The sequence below is a fragment of the Bacteroides sp. L008 genome, assembly GCF_040812255.1.
Classification (GTDB): Bacteria; Bacteroidota; Bacteroidia; order Bacteroidales; family Bacteroidaceae; genus Bacteroides; species Bacteroides vicugnae.
Genome location: NZ_JBFNXO010000001.1, coordinates 1,792,523 through 1,816,795, shown reverse-complemented (window position 1 = coordinate 1,816,795; position 24,273 = coordinate 1,792,523). Strand labels below are relative to the sequence as shown.

22 protein-coding genes are annotated in these 24,273 nt (G+C 43.8%); 10 read left to right on the top strand and 12 right to left on the bottom strand.

Annotated features, from left to right (window positions below; translation table 11 throughout):
* Positions 1 to 11: 11 nt before the first annotated feature.
* Both AB3G73_RS07370 and AB3G73_RS07365 read right to left on the bottom strand, forming a co-directional pair.
* Entirely contained in the window at positions 12 to 674 is a 663-nt protein-coding gene (locus AB3G73_RS07370; protein ID WP_229128693.1) for a hypothetical protein, read from the bottom strand.
* A 27-nt stretch (positions 675 to 701) separates the two neighbouring features.
* Positions 702 to 2,318 carry an SUMF1/EgtB/PvdO family nonheme iron enzyme gene (locus AB3G73_RS07365; protein ID WP_297284950.1) on the bottom strand — a complete coding sequence of 539 codons (1,617 nt, stop codon included), beginning with the start codon at positions 2,316 to 2,318 and terminating at the stop codon, positions 702 to 704.
* 95 nt (positions 2,319 to 2,413) lie between these two features.
* On the opposite strand from AB3G73_RS07365, the gene AB3G73_RS07360 reads away from it, so the two are divergent.
* The gene (locus tag AB3G73_RS07360) at positions 2,414 to 2,788 is read left to right on the top strand and encodes a RidA family protein (RefSeq protein ID WP_148367895.1); all 375 of its coding nucleotides are present in this window, start codon (positions 2,414 to 2,416) and stop codon (positions 2,786 to 2,788) included.
* Here AB3G73_RS07360 and AB3G73_RS07355 read toward each other — a convergent pair.
* Positions 2,756 to 4,246, bottom strand: a complete 1,491-nt coding sequence (locus tag AB3G73_RS07355) for a folylpolyglutamate synthase/dihydrofolate synthase family protein (protein ID WP_195650450.1) — start codon at positions 4,244 to 4,246, stop codon at positions 2,756 to 2,758. The genes AB3G73_RS07360 and AB3G73_RS07355 overlap by 33 nt on opposite strands.
* Positions 4,247 to 4,377: 131 nt before the next feature.
* On the opposite strand from AB3G73_RS07355, the gene AB3G73_RS07350 reads away from it, so the two are divergent.
* Positions 4,378 to 5,703 carry a PhoH family protein gene (locus AB3G73_RS07350; protein WP_148367896.1) on the top strand — a complete coding sequence of 442 codons (1,326 nt, stop codon included), beginning with the start codon at positions 4,378 to 4,380 and terminating at the stop codon, positions 5,701 to 5,703.
* 113 nt (positions 5,704 to 5,816) lie between these two features.
* Here AB3G73_RS07350 and AB3G73_RS07345 read toward each other — a convergent pair whose 3' ends face one another.
* From AB3G73_RS07345 to AB3G73_RS07330, 4 genes are all read right to left on the bottom strand, one after another.
* Positions 5,817 to 6,794 (bottom strand): dihydroorotate dehydrogenase-like protein, encoded by a 978-nt coding sequence (locus AB3G73_RS07345; RefSeq protein ID WP_074558993.1) that lies wholly within the window; start codon positions 6,792 to 6,794, stop codon positions 5,817 to 5,819.
* A 26-nt stretch (positions 6,795 to 6,820) separates the two neighbouring features.
* Positions 6,821 to 7,489, bottom strand: coding sequence for a YggS family pyridoxal phosphate-dependent enzyme (locus tag AB3G73_RS07340; RefSeq protein WP_074558994.1), 669 nt, complete (start codon positions 7,487 to 7,489; stop codon positions 6,821 to 6,823).
* 6 nt (positions 7,490 to 7,495) lie between these two features.
* Positions 7,496 to 7,975: a DUF4494 domain-containing protein gene (locus AB3G73_RS07335; RefSeq protein WP_004296648.1), complete on the bottom strand. Its 480-nt coding sequence runs from the start codon at positions 7,973 to 7,975 to the stop codon at positions 7,496 to 7,498.
* 83 nt (positions 7,976 to 8,058) lie between these two features.
* Positions 8,059 to 8,622 carry an HdeD family acid-resistance protein gene (locus AB3G73_RS07330; protein WP_004296649.1) on the bottom strand — a complete coding sequence of 188 codons (564 nt, stop codon included), beginning with the start codon at positions 8,620 to 8,622 and terminating at the stop codon, positions 8,059 to 8,061.
* A 137-nt stretch (positions 8,623 to 8,759) separates the two neighbouring features.
* Here AB3G73_RS07330 and tpx point away from each other — a divergent pair, with 137 nt between their 5' ends.
* Together tpx and AB3G73_RS07320 are read left to right on the top strand one after the other, a co-directional pair.
* On the top strand, positions 8,760 to 9,260 hold the full coding sequence (tpx, locus tag AB3G73_RS07325; protein WP_074559007.1) for a thiol peroxidase: 501 nt from the start codon (positions 8,760 to 8,762) through the stop codon (positions 9,258 to 9,260).
* 189 nt (positions 9,261 to 9,449) lie between these two features.
* Positions 9,450 to 10,334, top strand: coding sequence for a DUF3078 domain-containing protein (locus AB3G73_RS07320; RefSeq protein WP_074558996.1), 885 nt, complete (start codon positions 9,450 to 9,452; stop codon positions 10,332 to 10,334).
* A 118-nt stretch (positions 10,335 to 10,452) separates the two neighbouring features.
* Here AB3G73_RS07320 and AB3G73_RS07315 read toward each other — a convergent pair whose 3' ends face one another.
* The 4 genes from AB3G73_RS07315 to AB3G73_RS07300 form a co-directional block, all read right to left on the bottom strand.
* Entirely contained in the window at positions 10,453 to 11,097 is a 645-nt protein-coding gene (locus AB3G73_RS07315) for a DedA family protein (protein ID WP_367744145.1), read from the bottom strand.
* A 30-nt stretch (positions 11,098 to 11,127) separates the two neighbouring features.
* Entirely contained in the window at positions 11,128 to 12,579 is a 1,452-nt protein-coding gene (locus AB3G73_RS07310) for a lipopolysaccharide assembly protein LapB (RefSeq protein WP_074638587.1), read from the bottom strand.
* 101 nt (positions 12,580 to 12,680) lie between these two features.
* The gene (locus AB3G73_RS07305) at positions 12,681 to 14,420 is read right to left on the bottom strand and encodes a glutamine--tRNA ligase/YqeY domain fusion protein (RefSeq protein ID WP_074638588.1); all 1,740 of its coding nucleotides are present in this window, start codon (positions 14,418 to 14,420) and stop codon (positions 12,681 to 12,683) included.
* A 48-nt stretch (positions 14,421 to 14,468) separates the two neighbouring features.
* Entirely contained in the window at positions 14,469 to 15,281 is an 813-nt protein-coding gene (locus AB3G73_RS07300) for a PstS family phosphate ABC transporter substrate-binding protein (RefSeq protein ID WP_099147584.1), read from the bottom strand.
* Positions 15,282 to 15,458: 177 nt separating this feature from the next.
* On the opposite strand from AB3G73_RS07300, the gene pstC reads away from it, so the two are divergent.
* From pstC to AB3G73_RS07270, 6 genes are all read left to right on the top strand, one after another.
* The gene (gene pstC / locus AB3G73_RS07295) at positions 15,459 to 16,655 is read left to right on the top strand and encodes a phosphate ABC transporter permease subunit PstC (protein WP_234133887.1); all 1,197 of its coding nucleotides are present in this window, start codon (positions 15,459 to 15,461) and stop codon (positions 16,653 to 16,655) included.
* 1 nt (position 16,656) lies between these two features.
* Complete coding sequence (pstA, locus tag AB3G73_RS07290; protein ID WP_148367901.1) at positions 16,657 to 17,532, top strand: phosphate ABC transporter permease PstA; 876 nt, start codon at positions 16,657 to 16,659, stop codon at positions 17,530 to 17,532.
* A gap of 8 nt (positions 17,533 to 17,540) precedes the next feature.
* A complete protein-coding gene (gene pstB / locus AB3G73_RS07285; protein ID WP_148367902.1) occupies positions 17,541 to 18,299 on the top strand; it encodes a phosphate ABC transporter ATP-binding protein PstB in 759 nt (252 codons plus the stop codon).
* Positions 18,300 to 18,442: 143 nt separating this feature from the next.
* Positions 18,443 to 19,132 (top strand): phosphate signaling complex protein PhoU, encoded by a 690-nt coding sequence (phoU, locus tag AB3G73_RS07280; RefSeq protein ID WP_004296659.1) that lies wholly within the window; start codon positions 18,443 to 18,445, stop codon positions 19,130 to 19,132.
* 410 nt (positions 19,133 to 19,542) lie between these two features.
* Complete coding sequence (locus tag AB3G73_RS07275; RefSeq protein WP_004303876.1) at positions 19,543 to 20,145, top strand: riboflavin synthase; 603 nt, start codon at positions 19,543 to 19,545, stop codon at positions 20,143 to 20,145.
* 32 nt (positions 20,146 to 20,177) lie between these two features.
* Positions 20,178 to 20,723, top strand: coding sequence for a nitroreductase family protein (locus AB3G73_RS07270; RefSeq protein ID WP_099147586.1), 546 nt, complete (start codon positions 20,178 to 20,180; stop codon positions 20,721 to 20,723).
* Between the two features lie 212 nt (positions 20,724 to 20,935).
* Here the strand turns inward: AB3G73_RS07270 and AB3G73_RS07265 are convergent, their stop codons facing one another.
* On the bottom strand, positions 20,936 to 24,220 hold the full coding sequence (locus AB3G73_RS07265; RefSeq protein ID WP_367744128.1) for a S41 family peptidase: 3,285 nt from the start codon (positions 24,218 to 24,220) through the stop codon (positions 20,936 to 20,938).
* Positions 24,221 to 24,273: the final 53 nt, after the last annotated feature.

Here is a 24,273-nt window from a genome sequence, read left to right as displayed (position 1 = left end):
ATTTTAGTAGATTAAAATAAGATCAAGGCAAAGCTCCCGTCTCTCTTGCTTCTATTGGTGATCGAGACGATGATTTTATACCGCTCGTCCGAGCTAACCTTTTCTTTTCGGAAAGGAAGCCCTTTCCGGACGCTGTCATTACATTTGTATTCCCGTTCACTTTTCGATTGATAACCGATTGTCTTTATTTTCCAACTGAAAGAACGGTTCACCTCTGCCACACAGCCTATCTGCGAGGTTCCCGAACAGCTCGGAATCTCGAAAGTACAGGTCTGACCGGCAGCCACCATTTTGGTATCTAATCTTACTTTGTTGGCGGAATCCTTATCACCTCTCATCCTCGCTTCTGCTGCATACTTGTCCGCGATTTCATAGATTGTTTCATTATCAACGCAGGCTTGAATAAATTCGTAATCAAAGACCAGATGTCCTTTCAGGCTCAAGACATCGCCCTGAGTTTGTTTGACGGTTAATGGGATAGGGGCTGCATCACGCAGCGTTTTGCTTACTGCCAGCAGTTGCTCACCACTGGCAAAGCCGCCTTCCAATGCTTCACATGCTTTCTTACAGGCGTCGAACACCATTTCAAAGGGTGTCGTTGTCTGTGCATTGACACTTATTTGCCCTCCGATGGAAAAAAACAGGAGGATGAATACTCTGAAAATAGTTTTCATGCTCATTTTTATTCTGCATTCATTGTGTTATTGAATAGGATTAAGTACCACACGAAATCCGATATGTGGTTCTGATGTATCGTAAGTCTGTACGCTGCGATGGCGAATGTCCATATCACGTTCGTTGGCCAGGTAGCTGCCTCCTCTCACAATCTTTTTATGGTGTCCGGGATTTTCTGCCGGACCTTGGGGATCTGTGACCCGTGTATTTTCATACCGGTTCATCCAGTCCGTACACCATTCGGCGGCGTTGCCTGACATGTCGTATAAGTCGAACCCGTTTTCGTGTTTCTCACCAACGGGATGCAAGCGTTCATTGGCATTGGAGGCGTAGTAAGCTACATCACGAATGTTGTCTGAACCGGCATAAGGATAACTTTCGCCTCCGGTGGCTGCATATTCCCATTGCGCCTCCGTAGGGAGGGAAAAAGGTAAACCGGTGAGCTTGTTCAGCTCCTTGGTGAAGGCTTCGGCATCATTCCACGTTATATGTGTCATAGGCAGCATGCCTTTTTCCGTAACAATGGAGTCATTCATAACGGCATACCACAGCGAGCGTGTTACTTCGTATTTACACATATAATAATCGGAACTCAATACAACGGTGTGCTGTGGTGAGTCATACCCTTTTCCTGTAGCTTTTCCCATGATGAATTCTTTGTTTTTGGCCGGAATCAGCAGCATATTGTTCATCATGTCCACCAGGGAGCGGAGCTGGGGCAGTGTGATCGTAGGATTCCATTTTACGTCTACCCATTCTTTCTCTCTGTCTTTTATATCCCTGTTTCCGGTGTTGTTCACGGAGGCGCGTCCGTCATTCCGGAGCGCGTTGAATTCATGCAGGATAGAGTCGCACGTCGATTTCAAAGAACTGTCCGGGTGTTTCTTTATGAAACTACTGTAATCGTCATAAGTGCGACACTCCTTGAATTCCAGTTTTTGTTCTGCCGTTCTTTGGATGGAAGTATAAGTTTTGCTTCCTGCTACTATTAATAATAGGGCAATGAAAGTCATCATAAGCCATTTGGCAGATACATAAGAAGGCTTTGACAACATTTGCTTCAGGAGGTCACCTTTTATATCTTTGAATCGGGCTACTCGTGAGTTGCTGTAAAATACAGCTTGAAAGTCTTTCAATCCACTAATGTCCGGGGGGAGTTGCAGGGTAGCGAAATCATAGCTTTCACTTTCCTGCGGAGCAATCGGAATGATATTTATCTGTTTGGGGGTTCTACTTTGGCGACGTAACGCACGGCCTAATTCTATCCGGACAAAATCGATCTCTCCGGTACGGCTGATCTGTTTAATTTCTGTTTCAAACTCTTCATTGGTCAAGGACGCCATCCGTTCGTAGAAAGCCACTTCTTCCATGTCCCATGTTGCTTTTTCGCCTGCCTCAACCGCTTCTTCATTGAGCGGGCGGATCGTTGTAAACGTCTCCGGCACCATGAACATAATGAAGTCTTTACATTCATCAATGCGGCGAATCAACTCAACATCAAACCGACCGTTTAAATTGTCTTTGTCAAAGCTCACCCTTTTGCGGAATCCGGATTCTTCCAGCATCAGTTGTAGCATTTCAGGCTTGTCGCCCGAACATTTCTTACGGTAACTAATGAATATGTCGTAATTATGCTTGCTCATCAGCTGCTAAGATAATAAAAAGAAACAGATTTGTCAATCTTAATCGAAATTTATTTTTATCTTTGAAGTTCAGTAAACAGAAAAAAGAAATATATATGAAAAAAGTAATTTGCAGTGAGAAAGCTCCGGGGGCTATCGGCCCTTATAGTCAGGCGATAGAAGCCAATGGTATGGTATTTGTGTCCGGTCAGTTGCCTATCGATGCCGCTACGGGACAGATGGCGGAAGGCATAGAAGGACAAGCGCGCCAGTCGTTGGAGAATGTCAAACACATTCTTGAAGAAGCAGGATTGACAATGGGAAACATTGTCAAAACTACTGTATTTCTTCAGGATATGTCCCTGTTTGCAGGGATGAACGGTGTGTATGCCACGTATTTTGACGGAGCTTTTCCGGCACGTTCGGCGGTTGCCGTAAAAGCTCTGCCAAAGGATGCGTTAGTAGAGATTGAGTGTATCGCGGTTCGCTAACAAATCTGCGACAATGAAACTGCTGCCTCCTACAAAGATCAGATCTTTGGGGGGGCAGTTCTTTTTTGCCGCCTGTACAGCTTCTACAACAGTGGGGTAGGTGGTACCTTTCAATCCGGCTTCTTCTGCCAATGCCAGCAGTTCATTTTCCGGAAGCGCGCGTTTGACGCTTGCTTTGGTAAAATAATAGGTGGCATATTTCGGCAATGCTCGCAGAACCCCCCGGATGTCTTTGTCATTGACCATGCCGAATACAAAATGGATCTCCTGATCGAAGGTTTTGTGAATGACATTGAGCTGTACATGGATATATTCGATTCCATCCACATTATGTCCCGTGTCACAGATAATATCCGGATAGCTGTGCACTTTCTGCCAACGCCCCATCAGACCGGTGAGCTGACATACGTTTGCAAGACCTTCGCGATAGTCCTGGGATCTGATGTTGTAGTTCAGACGGTTCAGTGTCGCAAGGGCTTTTAGGATGGTGAACATATTTTCGAATTGGTAAGCTCCGCTCAACTCGGTGAAAAGTCCTAAAGGAAACATCTCATTGTGGATTTTGATAGCATCTTTTCTTTTGTCGAGTATCTGGTCTAGCGCACGTAGACTGTCTGGCAGGTCTAACATGAGTAATGCTTGCCGCATCTGATTTGCCTCTTCTTCTGACTGTTCGTCCATTGCTTCGATCATTTCGCGCATGCTCTGAATTGCGTTGTCCATCACCGGTCTTATTTCTTGCAACTTCGAATAAGGAACTATTTCCATGTCCCAGTACCGGGTATTTTCACGGGCATATTCGATGGGCGCATTCTTTTCTTTGGCTTTCATGGTAAATACACGTTTCACCGCCCCTTGGGCTCTGCCGATAATGACCGGAACTCCTTCTTTGATAATTCCGGCTTTCTCTTTGGCAATCTTCGTCAGCGTGTCACCCAGATATTGGGTGTGGTCGAGGCCTATGTTGGTGATAACGCACAAATCCGGATGGATGATATTCGTACAGTCCAATCTTCCGCCCATGCCTACTTCGATAACTGCTACATCTACTTTCTGGTCGGCAAAATAACGGAATGCCATAGCGGTGGTCAGTTCGAAGAATGAAGGGTGCAGCGGCTCGAAGAAGGAGCGATGCTCTTCTACGAAATTGACTACATACTCTTCCGGTATCATCTCACCGTTGATACGGATACGTTCGCGGAAGTCGATTAAATGGGGGGAGGTGAATAGCCCTACCCGGTAACCGGCGCATTGTAATACGGCTGCGATAGTATGCGAGCAGGAACCTTTTCCATTGGTTCCGGCGATATGTATCGTTTTGAATTGTTGATGAGGATGCCCGAAATGTTCGTCCAATTGATGTGTGGTCTCTAAACCCGGCTTATATGCTTTGCTTCCTATTTGTTGAAACATTGGCGCACTCTCATATAAGTACTTTAAAGTGTTCTGATAGTCCATGTTTTATAATATTTAACGTCGGGCAATCTTTATTGCCCGCTAATTTGTTTATCTTTAGAACCGTCAATCTGACTATAAATGGGGGATTGGCGAATGAGATTGCAAATATCAACATTTAAATCTAAGAAATCATGGGAACTAAGAAAAATTTTGTGCTAGACACGAATGTTATTCTTCACGACTACAATTGCTTGAAGAATTTTCAGGAAAATGATATTTACCTCCCTCTTGTTGTACTCGAAGAACTGGATAAGTTCAAAAAAGGAAACGAGCAGATAAATTTCAATGCTCGTGAGTTCGTGCGCGAATTGGATGTGCTGACAAGCGACGAGCTTTTCTCCGACGGAGTGAAGCTTGGCGAAGGATTGGGACGTCTGTTTGTGGTGACGAGCAATGTACCGGCTACCAAAGTGTGGGAGTCGTTTCCTATAAAGAAACCCGACCATTTGATTTTGGCGGCAACCGAATACCTGACCGAAGAGGATCCGGAAATGATGACTATTTTGGTGACCAAAGATGTGAATCTGCGTATGAAAGCTCGTTCCATCGGTTTGCTTTGCGAGGATTATATTACGGATAAGGTGTATAACGTAGATGTGTTCGAGAAGTCCAATGAGATCTTTGAAAATGTAGATCCGGCATTGATCGACCGTATTTATTCTTCAAAGGAGGGCATTGACTTGAGTGAATTCGACTTTAAGGATTTGATTCACCCCAATGAATGTTTTATATTGAAGAGTGACCGGAATAGTGTGCTTGCACGCTACAATCCTTTTACCCATTCTATTATTCGTGTGATGAAAGGCAAGAATTATGGAATCGAACCACGGAATGCGGAACAGAGTTTTGCTTTTGAGATTCTGAATGACCCGGAAATTAAACTGGTGGCTCTGACTGGAAAAGCAGGAACGGGGAAGACATTGCTGGCTTTGGCTGCTGCTTTGGGCAAACTGACGGATTACAAACAGATTTTGCTGGCACGTCCTGTTGTGGCGCTTTCCAATAAGGATATCGGTTTCCTTCCGGGAGACGCGCAGGAGAAAGTGGCTCCTTATATGCAGCCGTTATTTGATAACCTGAACGTGATAAAACGTCAGTTTGCTGCAAACTCTACCGAAGTGAAGCGCATAGAAGATATGCAGAAAAGCGAGCAGCTGGTGATTGAAGCTTTGGCATTTATCCGTGGTCGTAGTTTGAGCGAAATGTATTGCATCATCGACGAAGCGCAGAATCTGACTCCGAATGAAATAAAGACAATCATCACCCGTGCAGGTGAAGGTACGAAGATGGTATTTACGGGAGATATCCAACAGATTGACCAACCTTATCTGGATAGTCAGTCCAATGGTCTGGTATACATGATTGATCGTATGAAAGACCAGAATATCTTTGCACACGTCAATTTGCTGAAAGGTGAACGAAGTGAATTGAGTGAGTTGGCAAGTAACTTGCTGTAATGATGAAAAAATAAATTTGGCACGGATTACACGGATTTCACGGTTTCTCCAATTATCTTAAACCGCGTAATCCGTGTAATCCGTGCCTGATTTTTACTTCTTGCTTTTCTTTATTATTCTTTCTTTCCGAAATATTTCAGGAACTGTGTACGTTCGAATGTATTAACACCCTGAACATCCTTAATATTCAGTTTGCCTTTGAATTGAGCTATATTTTTGAATCCTTTGCGTTCCATCCATGCAGAGAGGAAGCGGTTGGCTTCTCCGATGAATGCATTTGTATTCAGATAGACTGCGCTGCAAACTTCTACGGCTGAAGCACCGGCAAGGATAGCTTTCACTACTGATTCTGCGTTGGCAACACCACCGGAAGCTGCATAGTCGATTTTGTCTACTACTGCAGACGCAATTCCGATCCAACGGAGCGGAGTGGCAAGGTCGGAAGCATTGCTGAATACTTCTCCTGAAATATGCTCCATCTTTTCGATGTTGATGTCCGGTTGATAGAAACGGTTGAAGAGAACAACTGCTGCTGCACCGTTGGCATACAACTGATCGATTAATGCCACAGGATTCGTCAGGTTATCACCCAGTTTCATGATTACAGGTATCTTGACTGTTTTTTTGATGTGGCGGAGAATATCAATGTGGCGTTGTTCGAATGAACCGTATGTATATTGCACTTCCGATTGCAGGGCAAGGATATTGATTTCCAATGCATCGGCACCGGCCTCTTCAATCATCTTTGCAAAGTCAATCCATTCGGAATCAGTGTAGCAGTTGATGCTGGCAATGATAGGAATGGGGCATACCTTCTTGCTTTCTTTTATTAAAGTCAGGTATTCGGATAGCTTGTGTTCACGGATGTATTCTTCCAGATAGTCACTGGCTTCCGGATAGAAAGCCGGATCTTTCAGTTGGTCTGCTTCCAGCATGATTTGTTCCTCAAACAGTGATTTCAGAACAATTGCACCGGCACCATCTTCTGCCAATTTTTTGTTTTTGCCGGCACTGTTGGTCAGCCCCGAGCTACTAATGATGATAGGGTTTCTAAGGGAAAGCCCTGCGAAAGTAGTTTTTAAATCGGTCATAGCAATATGTTTTTTTTAACACTTAATCAGTAAATTCGTTCTCCGAAAATCTTGCTTCCTACTCGTACCAGCGTACTTCCTGCGGCAATGGCTTCGTGGTAGTCATGTGACATTCCCATTGATAGCTCACAGAAAGTATCGGAGTGGATGAACCAAGTTGTTTTTATCTCGTTAAAGAGCCCATTTAGTAAACAAAATTCCCGATTGATTTGTTCAATACAATCGGTGTTGCTGGCCATCCCCATTAAGCCGCAGATGCGTACATGAGTCAGCTCTTTCCATTCTCCGGCATTCAACATCTCCTTGCATTCTTCGGGACTGAAACCAAATTTGGTTTCTTCCTGCGCAACGTGAATCTGCAACAGGCAGTTCACTGTACGTCCCGCTTTGACAGCTTGTTTGTTGACTTCGACCAGCAGTTTATAACTATCAATTCCATGAATCATCGCTACGTATGGTATCATGTATTTGATTTTGTTCGTCTGCAGGTGTCCGATGAAATGCCATTCAATGTCTTTGGGCAAACTTTCGTATTTAGCTGTCATTTCCTGCACTTTGCTTTCTCCAAAAATACGCTGTCCCGCCTGATATGCTTCTTCTATCGCTTCATTGGGATGGAATTTTGAGACAGCAACCAGCCGGACTCCTTGCGGGAGTTCGGCCAGCACTTGCTTTAAATTGTCAGCAATACTCATTGTTACTTATGCTTTTGACGGATCAAACTCCGGTTTGTCATTCGGTTCGGCGCTGTAAGGATATACATCCATGAGCGGAGTTTCGGATACCATACCGATCTGATAATCAGCCATGGTTCCTTTCATCCCTTCATCCAGCTTCTTGACTGCGTCACGCAAGTCGGCAGCTTGTACCAATACTTGAGTGGAAGTCTTTTTTTCAGCACCGCTTTTTTCATCCAGAGTGATGAAAATAAGTTTGCATTTGAACCAGCGGTCGGCACTTTCTTCGTCGCTGGGGAAAAGTTCGCTATAGTTGGCACGTTTAATATCCGAAACGGTAAATTCTCCGGAGATAAACGGAGTCATTTCTTCAATAATCCGTGCTTCTGCTTCTGTAAAACTGAGTGCGTCAACAAGATAAGGTTCAGTTACTTTCTTCTGCATTCCGTTTTCCATTACTTTTTCATAACGGATCTTGCACTCAAACCATGTATGCATTGCCATAATTTTCTTCCTTTTTAATTAATTGATTGATGTAAATTGCCTACAAAGATAAACAAAATCCCAAAGTAAGTGCCGAAAGCTTTTTATTTTCTTTTATGTAGATTCTTTAGTTCAAATGAAAGCATGACACGGAAAAGTCCGATGATGAGGAAAGCAAAAGAAATCATATACACTGCGTAGAGCGCTCCTATGGCGGGTTGCCATAATATTAAAAGAGAGCACAGGATGGCAAGAATACCGAAAGCCATGTACCAGCCCCAGTCGCGGGTTCCGTAACGTTTCAGGTCGATGGAATAGCCGGTGGAGGAGAAGCCGCGGAACATAAGCCAGAAGGCGATAATGAAAGGAATAACTTCCATACTGACCATCGGATAGGCAATCAGGTAAATACCCAGAACGAGGTCGATCAGTCCTCCTACGATATACCATCCCCAGCTCGGGACGCCTTTCCGGTTGCTAAGAGCGAAGATGATTTCCAGAATACCGCTTATCAGCATCGATACACTGAAAATGATGCTTAGAGCTACATAGGTGCTTACGGGTGAGAACATGAGCCAAAGGGCTACAATGATATACACGATTCCCAAAAGAAGAGAAGTCCACCAATTTTTTACTGAATGTTGAATCTCATTGAATACAGTTTCCATACATTTTATATTTTAAATTGAACACTAAAGTGATTTCGTTGGTGAATAACAAATTGAATTTAGAAAAGGTTTTCCGTGAACATATTTGGGGGAATAGTTGTTTCCTATATAAAGTAAATTTTAAATATACATGCATTATGGCAACAACAAATTTCAAAGGACAACCGGTGAAACTGATCGGTGAATTTATACAAGTAGGTAAGGTAGCTCCTGACTTCGAGCTGGTAAAAACAGATTTATCTTCTTTCTCTCTGAAAGATTTAAATGGTAAAAATGTGATTTTAAATATTTTCCCCAGTCTGGATACCAGCGTATGTGCAACTTCTGTACGTAAGTTTAATAAGATGGCTGCCGGACTGAAAGATACGGTAGTATTGGCTATTTCTAAGGATCTTCCTTTTGCACACGGCCGTTTCTGTACGACAGAAGGTATTGAAAATGTAATTCCATTGTCTGATTTCCGTTTCTCTGATTTCGACGAAAGTTACGGAGTGCGTATGGCAGATGGACCGTTAGCAGGACTTTTGGCTCGTGCCGTAGTTGTGATTGGCAAAGATGGCAAGATTGCATATACGGAACTTGTTCCTGAAATCACTCAGGAGCCTGATTATGACAAAGCCTTAGCTGCGATACAATAATAAAGTATTAAGTATAAAGTATTAAGTATTAACCGCGGCAAATCAGCGGCTACGACTAATACTTAATACTTAACACCTAATACTTATTTAAACTTTTTGACCTAATGGGAACTGGTAAAAAGGCTTGGTAAACTGCCATAGCTCCGTTCTTGTTAGGTTGTGTTTTTTCTACACTAAACCTCAACTATCATGAACAAAATGAAAACTCTATTCATCGCCCTGTTATGTATGGGCGCTGGAACTTTATCGGCCCAAACTGCCGATAGTACACAAACTTCTCCCTGGACAAAAGAAGGATTTGCCGGACTGAAACTAACGCAAGTGAGCCTCACTAATTGGGCTGCCGGAGGTGATAACTCTGTTGCCTTTGACTTGCAGGGCACTTATCAGATTAACTATAAGAAAGGAAAACATCTGTGGAATAACCGTATTGAACTGGCTTATGGATTAAATAAGACTGGTGATGACGGAACCCGGAAAGCGAATGATAAAATTTATTTGAATACGAATTATGGCTATTCTATTGCCAAAAACTGGTATGCCAGTGCGTTCGCCACTTTCCAGACACAGTTTTCTCCGGGATATGACTACTCTGTTAATAAAGACATTGCTATCTCCGAATTTATGGCTCCTGCCTATTTGACTACCGGTTTGGGCTTTACGTATGATCCGGGTAAGATATTTACCGTTGTATTGTCTCCGGCTGCGTGGCGCGGAACATTTGTACTCAATGACCGTCTCTCTGACGAAGGAGCTTATGGAGTTGATCCGGGCAAACATCTATTATCCAGCTTCGGTGCTAACTTGAAAGGAGAAGCCAAATATGAATTCTTAAAGAATATGACAGTATATTCACGTTTGGATCTATATTCCGATTATCTGCATAAGCCGCTGAACATAGATGTGAACTGGGAAGTACAAATAAATATGATTATCAATAAATGGTTCTCAACCACACTTACTACTAACCTGATGTATGACGATGATGTGAAAATCGTGCAAAAGGATGGTACAAAAGGTGCTCGTGTGCAATTTAAAGAGATATTGGGAGTAGGAGTCCAGTTTAATTTCTGAGTACCAAGTATCCAGTATTAGGTATTAAGTATTACCATGGCTGTTTGATTAATTGTGTAAACAACAATTAGAGCAAAATACCAGCTACGGTTAATACCTAATACTTAATACTTAATACTTATTTTTTCTTTTTCAGCCCTTTATAAGCCAGAAAACCGATTACCATTGCCACCACTGCTATAATGACATAGCCAATTTCGTGACTGTATTCGGTTGCCATTACATAGACATCATTAGTCGTTTTGAGGTCTGTAAAACGGTAAATCAGGTATCCGAGCAAAGCTAATATACTGTTCCATATAGCAGCGCCGAGAGTTGTATAAAGCAGGAAAGAACCTATTTTCATGCCGGCTAATCCTGCAGGAATACTGATAAGTTGGCGTACAGCCGGAATGAGGCGGCCAAAGAAAGTGGAAGCTGCACCGTGCTTTCTGAAATATTCTTCCGCATGATGTATTTTTTCTTCATCAATAAGGCACATGTGCCCTAAACGACTGTTAGCAAATTTATAAATGATAGGGCGACCCAGCCAACGGGCGAGGTAATAATTTACTAATGCACCGATATCGGCTCCTATGGTTGCAAATAGGATGACGAGAAAGATATTCATACTGTCGTCAGCCATTGCTTTCCATGCGGCAGGTGGCACTATGGCTTCCGAGGGGAAGGGAATAAAAGAGCTTTCGATAGCCATAAAAATGGTGACTACCCAATAGTTCAAGTTTTCTAATACCCATTTAAGAAGTTCTGCTACTGATTCCATGTTTTTTGAGGATAGAATTTATAAATTGATTTATTTTTTTCCTTTCGTTTTTTTCTTATTCTCTTTTTTCATGCGTTCCCATACTTCTTTGAGAGTTCTTTCGTCTTCTTCTCTATGTTCGGGACTGTTCAACAGATCCAGAATCATGTCTTCTTCCAATGGATGCTCGCATTCCTTATTATATTTAAAGAAGTTGTCGATTTCGCCGTGCATAAGGCAAAGAACACTCAATTTCTCCGTCACGTCTTCGTATTTCGGATTCATCTGGTATGCTTTCTCAAAGTATTCTTTCGCTTCGAACAGATAGTCACTTTCCGAATAAGCAGAGGCAATCATATACCACATTTCTATGTTAGGGTTCGTCTCTATCGCTTTTTCGAAAGAGATGGCAGCTTCGTCTTCCAGTTCCTCTGCGAGGTATAGTTTCCCCTCTGTCAGATAAATCAATCCCTCATTCGGGTTTATCTCTTTGGCTTTTTCGCATAACTCATGCGCTTCTTCATACCTTGCCAGATGTGACAGGGCGAAAGCTTTGCTGGTATAAGTGTCTATCAATAAAATAGACTGTTTGTCTCCGTTTTCTTCAAAACGTGCGATTACTTTGTCGTAATAGTCATCGGCTTTCTGCCATTCTTCTTTATTGCCGTAGGATATTCCCATAAACATATAACCCAGTTCGGGGGGAATGGATTTGAACTCAATCGCCTTTTGGTAATTCTCGATGGCTTCATCCGAATTGTTCAGATAGAAGAAACAATGTGCCTTGTAGGCGTAAGCTTCTCCGTACTGATCGTCGGCTGCCAATGCAAAATCACAGGCTTCGATGGCTTTGTCTATTTGTTCCTGAACAAAGTAACATTTCACCAGCCCCATCCAGTAGGACGGGTTGAACGGGGATTTGTCAATGAGTTTGTTGTAATAGGTGATGGCCGGTTCTACCTGATGGGTCGATGCCAGATAATCGGCTGTGAGAGCCATATATTCTTCATCTTCGGCATAGCGGGATTTCCCTTTGTCAAGCCATTCTTTGGCTGCTTCCGGATATCCCATGTCCAGATAGAGAAAGACAACATCAATGATTGTTTCCAGTTCGTCGGCATCCGCTATTGTGCTTAACAGCCATTGGGCTTCTTCCAGTTTTCCTCCATTCAGCAATAGTTCGGCTTTCAGCAGTTTCACTTCGGAGTCAAATTCTTCGGTAATTGAATCTGCCACTTTCTTTGCTTTTTGTAGCTTTTGGGTGTCCAGGTAAAGATAGGCTTGTTCTATAAGCAAATCTGTATTTCCCGGATGTATTTTAAGCCCGTAAGTGATTGCTTCTTGTGCTTCTTTGAATTTTCGTTCGGAGGCATACCAGTCAGCGATGTCAGCCAATTGGTCAGCATCCAGATAAAGTTGTCGGTTTTCTGCTTTTGCTTCTTCGTAGTTTGTGATTAGTGTGACTAGTTCCTTTTTTGCTGATGGTGAATTTTTCCTACCCATTTTATTTTAGATTTTTAATTGCTAAGATGGGGCTGTTGCAAAAGTTTTGATGATGATCCTTTTGACACAGCCCCATTGTAAAGTTAAGCTTGAAAGCTTAGTTATTTATTAATCTTCCCCCATGTGTCTTTCAACCCTACTGTGCGGTTGAAGATTAGTTTTTCCGGGGTTGATTCTTTATCGATATTAAAGTAACCGATCCGTTGGAACTGCAGGTAGGAGAGTGGAGGCAGGGTAGCTGCGAACTTCTCTATGTAGCAGTTGGGCAGAATTTTCAATGAGTCCGGATTAATGATTTCCTTCATGGCTTCCAGTGCTTCACAATTTTTTGCTTCGCGGATGGCAGCCAGTTCGTCGCGTGGATTTTCCACTTTCCACAGGCGGTCGTACAAACGTACTTCTGCTTGCAGGCAGTGGTTACAGCTTACCCAGTGGAGCGTACCTTTCACCTTGCGGTTAGCATCCGGCATACCACTGCGGGTATTTGCGTCATATTCGCAATATACTTCTGTGATTACACCGTTTTCGTCTTTCTTGCAACCGGTACATTTCACGATATAAGCATTTTTGAGACGTACTTCCTGTCCCGGTGTCATGCGGAAATATTTCTTGGGAGCATCTTCCATGAAGTCTTCGCGTTCCATCCACAACTCGCGGCTGAACTCGATCAGGTGACTTCCTGCTTCCGGATCTTCCGGATTGTTGATTGCTTCCAGTTCCTCAACCTGTCCTTCCGGATAGTTGGTGATAATCAGTTTTACCGGGTTGATAACGGCAGATATACGGGTAGCACGGCTGTTCAAATCATCCCGGACAGAGCTTTCCAACAGGGCGATGTCGTTCAGGGCATCGTAAGTGGTATAACCGATTTTATCGATAAACTTATGAATGGACTCCGGTGAATAACCGCGACGGCGGAAACCGCAGATAGTCGGCATACGGGGGTCGTCCCATCCGTTTACCAATCCTTCTTTCACCAGTGTGAGCAGGTTACGTTTGCTCATCAGGGTGTAACTTAGATTCAGTTTGTTGAATTCAGTCTGACGGGGACGGTTGTCGTTCAGGTCTTTTCCTTCTTTCAACCAATCGATGAAGAGGTCGTAAAGCGGACGGTGTACCACAAATTCAAGTGTACACAGAGAATGAGTCACTCCTTCGAAGAAGTCACTCTGTCCGTGGGCGAAGTCATACATCGGATAAGCTTTCCAAGTAGTACCCGTACGGTGGTGCGGGTGTTTCACTACACGGTAAATAATCGGATCGCGGAAGTGCATATTCGGATTAGCCATGTCAATCTTGGCACGAAGTACCATGGCGCCTTCTTCGATCTCGCCGCTATTCATTTTCTTAAAAAGTTCGAGGCTCTCTTCGATAGGACGGTTCCGGTAAGGGCTTTCCACACCCGGTTGGGTAGGCGTGCCTTTCTGCTGTGCGATCAGTTCGGAACTTTGTTCGTCGATATATGCTTTTCCCTCCTGTATCAGGCGGATCGCGAAATCCCATAATTGCTGGAAGTAGTCAGAAGCATAATATTCATTTCCCCACTGGTAGCCTAACCATTGGATATCTTCTTTGATAGCTTCTACATATTCCACATCTTCCTTGGTAGGGTTTGTGTCGTCGAAACGAAGGTTACATACACCGCCGTGTTTTTCTGCGATGCCGAAATCAAGGCAAATAGCTTTGGCATGGCCGATGTGAAGGTAGCCGTTGGGCTCGGGCGGGAAACGCGTCTGCACTTTTCCACCATTTTTACCTTCTTTCAAGTCTTTCTCTACTGCCTGTTCAATAAAGTTCAAGCTTTTCTTTTCGCCTGCTTCTTCGTTTTTAATATCTGTCATAACGGTTAATGTTATCTGTATTTAGGCTACAAAAGTAGGACATTTTTTTTATTTAACCGGAATATAACCGCTCTTTTTTATAATGTCTTGTCCGTCGGATGAAAGAATAAACTGAATCAGGGGACTAACTTGTTCCTTATTTTTTACATTATAATAGTAGTAAAGCGGGCGGACGATAGGGTAGGTCTTGTTGGTGGCATTCTCTACCGTAGGGGTGGCGTAGTGGCTTCCGTCATAAGATACGGAAAGCGTTTTGACACGAGGAGATACGTAGGCAAGTCCGACATATCCGATGGCTCCTTGGGTCTGGCTGACAGACTGGATAATGGCACCCGTTGCCGGCATGGAAAGGCTGCTTGCCATGTAGTTTTTATTTTTCAATACGCTCTCTTTGAAAAATTCGTAAGTGCCGGACGATGTTTCACGCGAGTAGACCACTATTTTTCGGTTGTCTCCGCCTACCTGTTTCCAGTTGGTTATCTTCCCCCGGAAAATATCCTCCAGTTGTTGGCGGGTCAGCTGTTTCACCGGATTGGAGGGATGCACCACCACGGCGAGGGCGTCGTAGGCAACAATCACTTCGTTTACTTCTTCTCCTGCCGCTTTAATTTTCATCTTCTCGCTGAACTTGATCGGGCGGGAGGCCATTGCAATGTCCGTTGTATGATCCATTAAGGCGGAGATACCCACACCGGTTCCGCCACCGGTTACTGTGACACGGGCATCCGGATGCTGGTTCATAAACCGCTCTGCTGTCTGTTGTGCGACAGGTAGTACCGTGTCGCTACCTTTTATACGTTGCGCGTTGGCACCGAGCGAGAGTAAGGAAAGGGCGATTAATAAGTTTCTTCTCACTTTCATATTTCTTCTTTTTATTGACTTTGCAAATTAAGCAATCGGATATTACATTTCCATTTCATCCGGAATGGAAATATTGCTTGTAACACAAATGTAATACGATTGAAACATTTCCTTCAAACATTAGTCATACCTCCTTAATAAAGAGACGCTTTCTTTGCATCAGAAATCATAGTAGGTATGAAAAAGGTATTTGAAAGGATTGTGGAAGGAATGTTGACTTGTAGCGGTTTCGTGACAAGTATTACTATTCTGCTGATTGTACTCTTCCTTTTCACGGAAGCTTTCGGGCTGTTCAAGAGCAAGGTGATTGAAGAGGGATATGTGTTGGCGCTGAATAAGAGCAACAAAGTTAGTGTGTTGAGCCCTGCACAGATAAAAAATGTTTTTGATGAGGAGATTACAAACTGGAAGGAGCTCGGTGGGGAAGATCTCCCTATCCGGGTTTTTCGTTTGGAGGATATAACGCAGTATTATACGGAAGAGGAGCTGGGACCTGCTTATGAATATGCAGGCGACAAGATTACGGAACTGGTAGAGAAAACACCGGGTATCGTAGCTTTTGTTCCGCAGAAGTTTATTGTTCATCCGGACGCGGTGCATTTCATAGAAGATAACACCATTTCCGTGAAAGATGTATTTGCGGGTGCCGAATGGTTTCCTACGGCCACTCCGGCAGCTCAATTCGGCTTTCTGCCGTTGATTACCGGTACGTTGTGGGTGAGTCTGTTCGCCATTCTTTTTGCTTTGCCGTTCGGGCTTTCGGTTTCTATCTATATGTCTGAAGTGGCAAACCCGAAAGTGCGGAACTGGCTGAAACCGATTATCGAACTATTGAGCGGTATTCCTTCGGTGGTCTATGGCTTTTTCGGGTTGATTGTCATCGTTCCGTTGATTCAGAAGTTGTTTAATCTTCCGGTAGGAGAGAGCGGCCTGGCAGGGAGTATCGTACTGGCTATTATGGCATTGCCTACCATCATAACGGTGACGGAGGATGCGATGCGCAACTGTCCGCGTGCAATGCGGGAAGCGAGCCTGGCATTGGGGGCTTCTCAATGGCAGACTATATATAAGGTAGTGATTCCTTATTCTATTTCGGGTATTACATCCGGTGTGGTACTTGGCATCGGACGTGCTATCGGGGAGACGATGGCGGTATTGATGGTGACGGGTAATGCGGCCGTGATTCCGACAACTATTCTTGAGCCTTTGCGTACCATTCCGGCTACGATTGCCGCCGAACTGGGAGAGGCTCCTGCAGGTGGTCCGCACTATCAGGCATTGTTCCTGTTGGGTGTCGTACTGTTCTTCATTACATTGATTATCAACTTTAGTGTGGAATATATTTCTTCTAAAGGATTAAAGCGTAGTAAATAAGATGGAAATACGGAGTAATAATAAAGCTAAACACCGTTCGCAGAAATTTGCTTTCGGAATTTTCCGGTTGTTGAGTCTTTGCATTGTATTGATATTGTTTGCGATTCTGGGATTTATCATCTATAAGGGAATCGGTACTATCAGTTGGGATTTCATCACTTCGGCTCCTACGGACGGAATGACGGGTGGCGGTATCTGGCCGGCTATTGTAGGTACCTTCTATCTGATGGTGGGAAGTGCGCTGTTTGCATTTCCGATAGGGGTGATGAGTGGTATTTATATGAATGAGTATGCGCCGAAAGGCAGGTTGGTACGCTTTATCCGGGTGATGACCAATAACTTGAGCGGTATTCCCTCCATCGTATTCGGATTGTTCGGTATGGCGCTGTTTGTCAATTATATGGGGTTCGGTGATAGTATTCTGGCAGGCTCTTTGACATTAGGTTTGCTTTGCGTACCTTTGGTTATCCGGACAACGGAGGAAGCCTTGAAAGCCATTCCTGACAGTATGCGTGAAGGTAGCCGGGCATTGGGAGCGACGAAGTTGCAGACGATAGGACGCGTCATTCTGCCGATGGGTATGCCGAACATTATAACAGGGTTGATTCTCGCATTGGGACGTGTTTCGGGAGAGACGGCGCCGATTCTGTTTACTTGTGCCGCATACTTCCTGCCGCAACTGCCTACCGGCATTCTGGATCAGTGTATGGCCTTGCCTTACCATTTGTATGTGATTTCCACCAGTGGAACGGATATGGAGGCACAACTGCCGCTGGCTTATGGCACGGCATTGGTATTGATTATGATGATCCTGTTGGTGAATCTGCTGGCTAATGCCTTGAGAAAGTATTTTGAGAAAAGAGTAAAAACGAACTAAATTAGTATATGGATACAGTGAAAATTGATACGCGTGATGTGAACTTCTGGTATGGGGACTTTCATGCATTGAAGGGCATCAGCATGCAGATTGAGGAAAAATCGGTTGTTGCTTTTATCGGACCGTCCGGTTGCGGTAAGTCTACTTTCCTCCGGCTTTTCAACCGGATGAATGATTTGATTCCTGCTACCCGCCTGGAGGGAGAAATCCGTATCGACGGACATAATATCTATGCGAAAGGCGTGGAAGTGGACGAACTCCGCAAGAATGTGGGAATGGTGTTCCAACGTCCCAATCCTTTCCCGAAAAGCATATTCGAGAATGTGGCTTACGGACTTCGTGTGAACGGAATAAAAGATAATGCTTTCATCCGCCAGCGTGTAGAGGAAACGTTGAAAGGAGCGGCTCTTTGGGAGGAGGTGAAAGATAAGTTGAAGGAATCGGCTTATGCACTGTCCGGCGGACAGCAGCAGCGTCTTTGTATTGCCCGTGCGATGGCTGTCTCTCCTTCGGTATTGCTGATGGATGAACCTGCCTCTGCGCTCGATCCTATTTCTACGGCGAAAGTGGAGGAGTTGATTCATGAACTGAAGAAGGATTATACGATTGTAATCGTTACGCATAATATGCAGCAGGCAGCCCGTGTCAGTGATAAGACGGCGTTTTTCTATATGGGAGAAATGGTGGAATTCGATCAGACGAAAAAGATATTCACCAATCCGGAGAAGGAGGCTACCCAGAATTACATAACGGGACGCTTCGGGTAATGAATTAGGCACGGATTACACGGATTTCACGGTTTTTAGAAATATGCTTGTTTAAAGCAACAGCGTCATCCGTGTAATCCGTGCCTAAAATTTATCTCTGAAATCTAATTAGCAGAATATTAATCATTTATATATAATAGACTATGGTAAAGTTTATAGAATCGGAACTCATCCTATTGAAGAAGGAAATTGATGAAATGTGGACCTTGGTGTACAACCAGCTTGACCGTGCCGGAGAGGCTGTGTTGACCCTTGACAAGGAGTTGGCTCAACAGGTGATGGTTCGCGAACGCAGGGTGAATGCTTTCGAATTGAAGATAGATAGTGATGTGGAAGATATTATCGCATTGTATAATCCGGTGGCGATTGATCTTCGTTTTGTGTTGGCTATGTTGAAAATCAATACGAACTTGGAACGTTTAGGTGACTTTGCGGAAGGGATCGCCCGTTTTGTACTTCGTTGCAAAGAACCGGTATTAGATGCGGAACTGTTGTCTCGTCTTCGCCTGGCAGAAATGCAGGCAGAGGTGTTGTCGATGCTGGAACTGGCGAAACGTGCCTTGAATGAAGAGAGTAATGATTTGGCGGCAGGAGTGTTTGCCAAGGATAATTTGCTGGATGAAATCAATGCGGATGCAACAGGGATTCTTTCAGACTATATTATCGAACATCCGGAAGCTGTACATACTTGCGTAGATTTAGTCAGTGTGTTCCGTAAACTGGAACGCTCGGGAGATCATATTACCAACATTGCCGAGGAGATTGTTTTCTTCATTGATGCCAAAGTGTTAAAACATCGTGGAAAAACGGATGAAAATTACCCGGAAAAGTAATTTTCTGCCGATTTTTAAACAGAAATTAGGGCTCCTTAAAAAATTATCTTATATTTGTCTCCTGTAACGGACAAGTTACAGGAGTTTTTGCTTCAAATGATAATAAATCCAAAGAATTTTCAAAAAGATGTTATATGACATGTTTTATAATTTGGATAGTATCGGTAAAACCGCCTATATTTGCACCGTTATCCTGAAAACAATCTTTTTACCTTAAAAAAAAACTAATACCTATTGAAAACTGAAAAATGGGGCTTTGTGAAAAGCCCTATTTTTTTTTGCTCTTATTTTTTAAGCTCCTTTCTAATTCGTATCTTTGACCCTTGCATTAAAAGAGTATTTTCAATCGTAAAATAGTAAATAGTAAATCAAAATAGTAAATAGTAAATCGTAAAAGAGTAAATAAAATTATGTTTTCTGGAATCGTAGAAGAATATGCTACTTTGGTAGCACTGGTGAAAGACCAGGAGAATATACACTTTACATTTAAGTGTTCGTTTGTGAATGAGTTGAAAATTGACCAGAGTATTTCTCACAATGGTGTATGCCTGACGGTGGTGACTCTGACGGATGATACGTATACGGTGACTGCCATGAAAGAAACGTTGGAGCGTTCTAACCTCGGTTTGTTGAAAGTGGGGGATAAGGTGAACGTTGAACGTAGCATGATGATGAACGGTCGGCTGGATGGACATATCGTTCAGGGGCATGTGGACCAGACTGCCACTTGTATTGATATTAAGGATGCGGAAGGCAGTTGGTATTTTACATTCCGGTATGCGTTTGACAAGGAGATGGCGAAACGCGGATATATCACTGTGGATAAGGGTTCGGTGACTGTGAACGGCGTTAGCCTGACGGTATGTAATCCGACGGATGATACTTTCCAGGTGGCTATCATTCCTTATACTTACGAGCATACGAACTTCCATACATTTGAGATTGGCAGTGTGGTAAATATCGAATTTGATATTATCGGCAAGTATATCAGCCGGATGATTCAATATAAATAAGGAAATATAAATAAGTGACCGGAGGATTGGAAATGGCATATACTGATTTTCTTCAATTGGTGCAGGCTCGTCAAAGTGACCGTTCGTATGATAAGGAACGTCCGGTGGAGCCGGAAAAGTTGGAACGGGTGCTTGAAGCTGCACGTTTGGCGCCTTCGGCCTGCAACGCACAACCTTGGAGGTTTGTGGTCATCACAGACAAGGAACTGGCTCAAAAAGCCGGGAAAGCTGCTGCTGGCTTGGGAATGAATAAGTTTGCCAAAGATGCTCCCGTGCATATTCTGGTTGTAGAAGAATCTGCTAATATCACTTCCCTGCTTGGTGGAAAGGTTAAAGGTAAGCATTTCCCGTTGATCGACATTGGAATAGCGGCTGCTCATATTTCTCTGGCTGCTGAAGCCGAAGGATTGGGCTCTTGTATTCTGGGTTGGTTCGATGAAAAAGAGATGAAACAACTTGCCGGTATTCCTGCTTCGAAACGTTTATTGCTGGATATTGTCATTGGCTATCCGGCAAAGGAAAAACGTAAGAAGATGAGGAAGCCGAAAGAAAAGGTGATTTCATACAATCGTTATTGATTGAAAAATAATTATATTCTTAGGCTTTTAGGATAAGCATATAACAGAAAGCATCGTTGGTTTAAAAGGAACGTTCCCTTCCTTTAAAACCAACGATGCTTTCCTTTTAAAGGAACGACCTGTTTCTTTAAAACCAATAATGGCTTTTCTAAGGTGTTGATAATTAACTTATTATTGATGCCGCTTTTCCGGCGGCATCAATAATGCAGTATTTATTTCTTTTTTGACAAATCTTTTAATAGGTAGTCTACTGCTGCTTTCAGTTGCGCGTCTTCTCCTTTCAGGCTGGCTGCCGGTTCGTTATAGACTAGAATATCAGGTTGCAAGGTCTGATTTTCGAGATAGTTGCCTTGCATATCCATGCAACCTACCTGTGGGATACCGAATACAATAGACGGATCTATCTGGCGCTCCCACCACACGGCTGTCATCGTTCCTGCCACCGGGGCGCCTATCAGTTTACCAATGCCTAGAGTCTTATATACGTAAGGAGTGCCATGTGCATTGCTGTAATTGTCTTCACAAGTTAGCATGCATGAGGCTTTCAGCCATTTGTTGAATGGATCGCTGCCGATATATTGTCCGCGTGGCACGAAACGTTGATATTCCTTTCCGCTAAGTAAGGTGACCACATCATCGTGCAGCCATCCACCACCATTATGACGGGTATCTACCACTACGGCTTCTTTATTGCGATAACGACCGAGCAATTCGGAATAGATCTTGCGGAAGCTGGGGCTATCCATACCTTTAATATGTACATAAGCAATGCGTCCGCCGGAAAGCTCTTCAACTTTCTTGGCGCAGCGCTCTACCCAACGTTTGTAAAGCAGCTCGCTTTGAGTGCCATAGCTGATGGCCTTTACAGTTTCTTCAAAACGTTTTTTAGTGGAAGGATCGTATACGGTAAGTACTACTTTGCGTCCGACTTTGCCTTCAAATAACGGGAAGTAATCAGCACCGGCTTCAATCGTTGTGCCGTCTACTTTTTCAATGATGCAACCTGCCTTCACTTCTGTCTTTTTCTGGGTGAAAGGACTTTGCTTCATGATTTCCTTGATCTTTAACCCGGCACCGTTGTATGACTCATCGTAAAAGACTCCCAGAGTAGCGGTAGGCATTGCGCTGCCTCCTGCTGCAAACCGGGCTCCGGTATGGGAGCCGTTCAGTTCGCCGAGCAATTCACTCAACATTTCTGTGAAGTCATAATTGTTACTGATGTGGGGCAAGAAGCGTTCGTATGCTTTTTTATATCCTTTCCAGTCTACTCCATGCAGGTCGGCAATATAGAATTTGTCATTTACTTGCTGGCAAACGTGGTCGAAGATGTATGCACGTTCATCATAAGGGCGGTAATCGAAGAATGCTTCAAATTCTATCGGTGTAATTTTGCTACCGGCAATCTCTATTTTCTTCAATCGGCCGCCTGTGCACATAAAGATATTCTTTCCTTCTTTATCCGGTATGAGTGAGCCGCCGCCAACTCCTTTTAATAATATTTTAGTTGTGTTTTCTTTCAGTTTATGCTCCCAAAGGTCGTAGTCTCCTTCAAAAGCTGCCAGGTAATAAAGAATATCACCCTTCGGACTCATGACAGCGTCACCCAGGCGGGAAGAATTTACAGTTAGACGAACGATACGGTCAAAACGATTTTCCAAATCGAATGTAAGAGGTTTTACCTCTGTACTGTCTTTTTTCGCATTCTCATTCTGGGCAGTTTTCTTCTTACTGTCTTTAGTATCTTCTTTCTTCTCTGCCTTTTCTTTCTTGGCTTTTTCTTTTTCTGCTTTCTCTGCCTTTTCCGCTTCTTCAAGTAAGGCAATGTCTTCTTTGCTCATCAGGAAGCGGTTGTAGGCATCGACGTCGAAAAACATAATATAGGTGTCGTCTTCACTTCCCCAGCTACCATGGCTACGGTATCCGGCACGGTCACTGTTCCATATCATCGCTTTTCCACCCAACACCCATTTGGCGTTGCTGTCGCTGTATCCGCTTTCGGTAAGATTGACCATTTCGCCTTTTCCGTCGGCTTTCAGCAAAACGACGTCTTTATTGTTCCAGCCTCCTATGCCGATGAAGTCTGATAGAATCCATTTGCTGTCAGGGCTCCATTGGAACCATTGGTCACCGTCGGCATAAGAATATTGATATTTGGCATCCATCACTGTGCGTACAGCCTTGCTTTTCAGATTGATGACACGGATAGCGGTACGGTTTTCGAGGAAAGCAACCTCTTTACCGTCAGGGCTGAATTGTGGTTGGAAAGAAGCCACTTTGGAGTTTGTCAAACGTTCTTCTTTCAATTCTGTGGCATAGGTGAATTGTTTCTCCTCTTTGCGTACGATGGTGGAAGTGTAAAGCTGCCACAATCCATCGCGTTCTGAAGAATAGACGAGTGTGCGTCCGTCGGGTGCGAAACTGATGTTACGTTCCTGATCGGGTGTGTTGGTGATTTGTTTGGTTGTTTTGTAGTCAATAGAGGTTACGTAGACATCACCGCGCATAATGAATGCAACTTCTTTTCCTTTGGGAGACACAGCGATATCGGTAGCTCCGTTGGATTTGATTTGGCGGATAATATCTTTGTCATTCTTGTCTGCCAGGATACTAATGTTCACCTTTTGGGGGTGTTTGCCCGGAACAAGTGTATAAATCTCGCCGTCATAACCATAACAAAGCGTGCCTGTAGTTGAAATGCTTAGAAAGCGTACGGGATGTTTGGTATGGAAAGTGATTTGTCGGGAAGTAGTGGATCCGGGAGTACGTTGGAATATATTGAAGGACCCTTTCTCTTCACTTAAATAATAGAATGATTGACCATCAGGACTCCATACCGGTTCACGGTCTTCACCTCCGAAGGTTGTTTGTTTTTGATAAATAGGGGCTTTTCCGGGAGTGTATGTCCAGATGTCGCGGGCAATAGGGGATACCTGATGTTTACGCCAATAGTCTTCGTATCCTTTCTTGTCTTGATAGAGCATCACTCCCTCCTTATTGATAGAGATGCATTCCATTGGCATGGATGAGAACATAGTGGGGCGTCCTCCCGTCACGGGCACTTCGTATACTTGCTGGAACTGACCGGAAGGAAATCCGGCATCTTCGGCAGAGGGAGCAATGTTGGCTGTGAATAAAATGTGTTTGCTGTCTTTGTAGGCAACGGGTTTCTCACTGCCCGAATGAGTGGTCAGTCGCTGGGGCGTTCCTCCTTCACTGGATACGACGAAAACGTCGAGACTTCCCATTCTGTCCGATGCAAAGGCAATCTGTTTGCTGTCGGGACTCCACACCGGTTCTGTATCAAAAGCCGGATTGGTAGTGATTTGTGTGGCACGTCCGCCGGTTGACGGTACCGTGTAGATGTCTCCTTTGTAGGTGAATGCAATGGTGGTTCCGTCTGGCGAAAGAGCGCAGTGGCGCATCCATAAAGGAGATTCTTGTGCAATGCTTGTCCCTGCTAGACAGATGACAAATGCACTTAGCAGTAGCTTTTTCATTTTTTCTAATCTAATTGTGTTAAGTTCTTTTTCGCGATTTAAGTTTTGGCCTT

Excerpts from the sequence above, each read along its gene's own strand:
- AB3G73_RS07370 (WP_229128693.1), bottom strand. The coding sequence starts at position 674 with ATGAAAACTATTTTCAGAGTATTCATCCTCCTGTTTTTTTCCATCGGA.
- AB3G73_RS07365 (WP_297284950.1), bottom strand. The coding sequence starts at position 2,318 with ATGAGCAAGCATAATTACGACATATTCATTAGTTACCGTAAGAAATGT.
- AB3G73_RS07360 (WP_148367895.1), top strand. The coding sequence starts at position 2,414 with ATGAAAAAAGTAATTTGCAGTGAGAAAGCTCCGGGGGCTATCGGCCCT.
- AB3G73_RS07355 (WP_195650450.1), bottom strand. The coding sequence starts at position 4,246 with ATGGACTATCAGAACACTTTAAAGTACTTATATGAGAGTGCGCCAATG.
- AB3G73_RS07350 (WP_148367896.1), top strand. The coding sequence starts at position 4,378 with ATGGGAACTAAGAAAAATTTTGTGCTAGACACGAATGTTATTCTTCAC.
- AB3G73_RS07345 (WP_074558993.1), bottom strand. The coding sequence starts at position 6,794 with ATGACCGATTTAAAAACTACTTTCGCAGGGCTTTCCCTTAGAAACCCT.
- AB3G73_RS07340 (WP_074558994.1), bottom strand. The coding sequence starts at position 7,489 with ATGAGTATTGCTGACAATTTAAAGCAAGTGCTGGCCGAACTCCCGCAA.
- AB3G73_RS07335 (WP_004296648.1), bottom strand. The coding sequence starts at position 7,975 with ATGGCAATGCATACATGGTTTGAGTGCAAGATCCGTTATGAAAAAGTA.
- AB3G73_RS07330 (WP_004296649.1), bottom strand. The coding sequence starts at position 8,622 with ATGGAAACTGTATTCAATGAGATTCAACATTCAGTAAAAAATTGGTGG.
- tpx (WP_074559007.1), top strand. The coding sequence starts at position 8,760 with ATGGCAACAACAAATTTCAAAGGACAACCGGTGAAACTGATCGGTGAA.
- AB3G73_RS07320 (WP_074558996.1), top strand. The coding sequence starts at position 9,450 with ATGAACAAAATGAAAACTCTATTCATCGCCCTGTTATGTATGGGCGCT.
- AB3G73_RS07315 (WP_367744145.1), bottom strand. The coding sequence starts at position 11,097 with ATGGAATCAGTAGCAGAACTTCTTAAATGGGTATTAGAAAACTTGAAC.
- AB3G73_RS07310 (WP_074638587.1), bottom strand. The coding sequence starts at position 12,579 with ATGGGTAGGAAAAATTCACCATCAGCAAAAAAGGAACTAGTCACACTA.
- AB3G73_RS07305 (WP_074638588.1), bottom strand. The coding sequence starts at position 14,420 with ATGACAGATATTAAAAACGAAGAAGCAGGCGAAAAGAAAAGCTTGAAC.
- AB3G73_RS07300 (WP_099147584.1), bottom strand. The coding sequence starts at position 15,281 with ATGAAAGTGAGAAGAAACTTATTAATCGCCCTTTCCTTACTCTCGCTC.
- pstC (WP_234133887.1), top strand. The coding sequence starts at position 15,459 with ATGAAAAAGGTATTTGAAAGGATTGTGGAAGGAATGTTGACTTGTAGC.
- pstA (WP_148367901.1), top strand. The coding sequence starts at position 16,657 with ATGGAAATACGGAGTAATAATAAAGCTAAACACCGTTCGCAGAAATTT.
- pstB (WP_148367902.1), top strand. The coding sequence starts at position 17,541 with ATGGATACAGTGAAAATTGATACGCGTGATGTGAACTTCTGGTATGGG.
- phoU (WP_004296659.1), top strand. The coding sequence starts at position 18,443 with ATGGTAAAGTTTATAGAATCGGAACTCATCCTATTGAAGAAGGAAATT.
- AB3G73_RS07275 (WP_004303876.1), top strand. The coding sequence starts at position 19,543 with ATGTTTTCTGGAATCGTAGAAGAATATGCTACTTTGGTAGCACTGGTG.
- AB3G73_RS07270 (WP_099147586.1), top strand. The coding sequence starts at position 20,178 with ATGGCATATACTGATTTTCTTCAATTGGTGCAGGCTCGTCAAAGTGAC.
- AB3G73_RS07265 (WP_367744128.1), bottom strand. The coding sequence starts at position 24,220 with ATGAAAAAGCTACTGCTAAGTGCATTTGTCATCTGTCTAGCAGGGACA.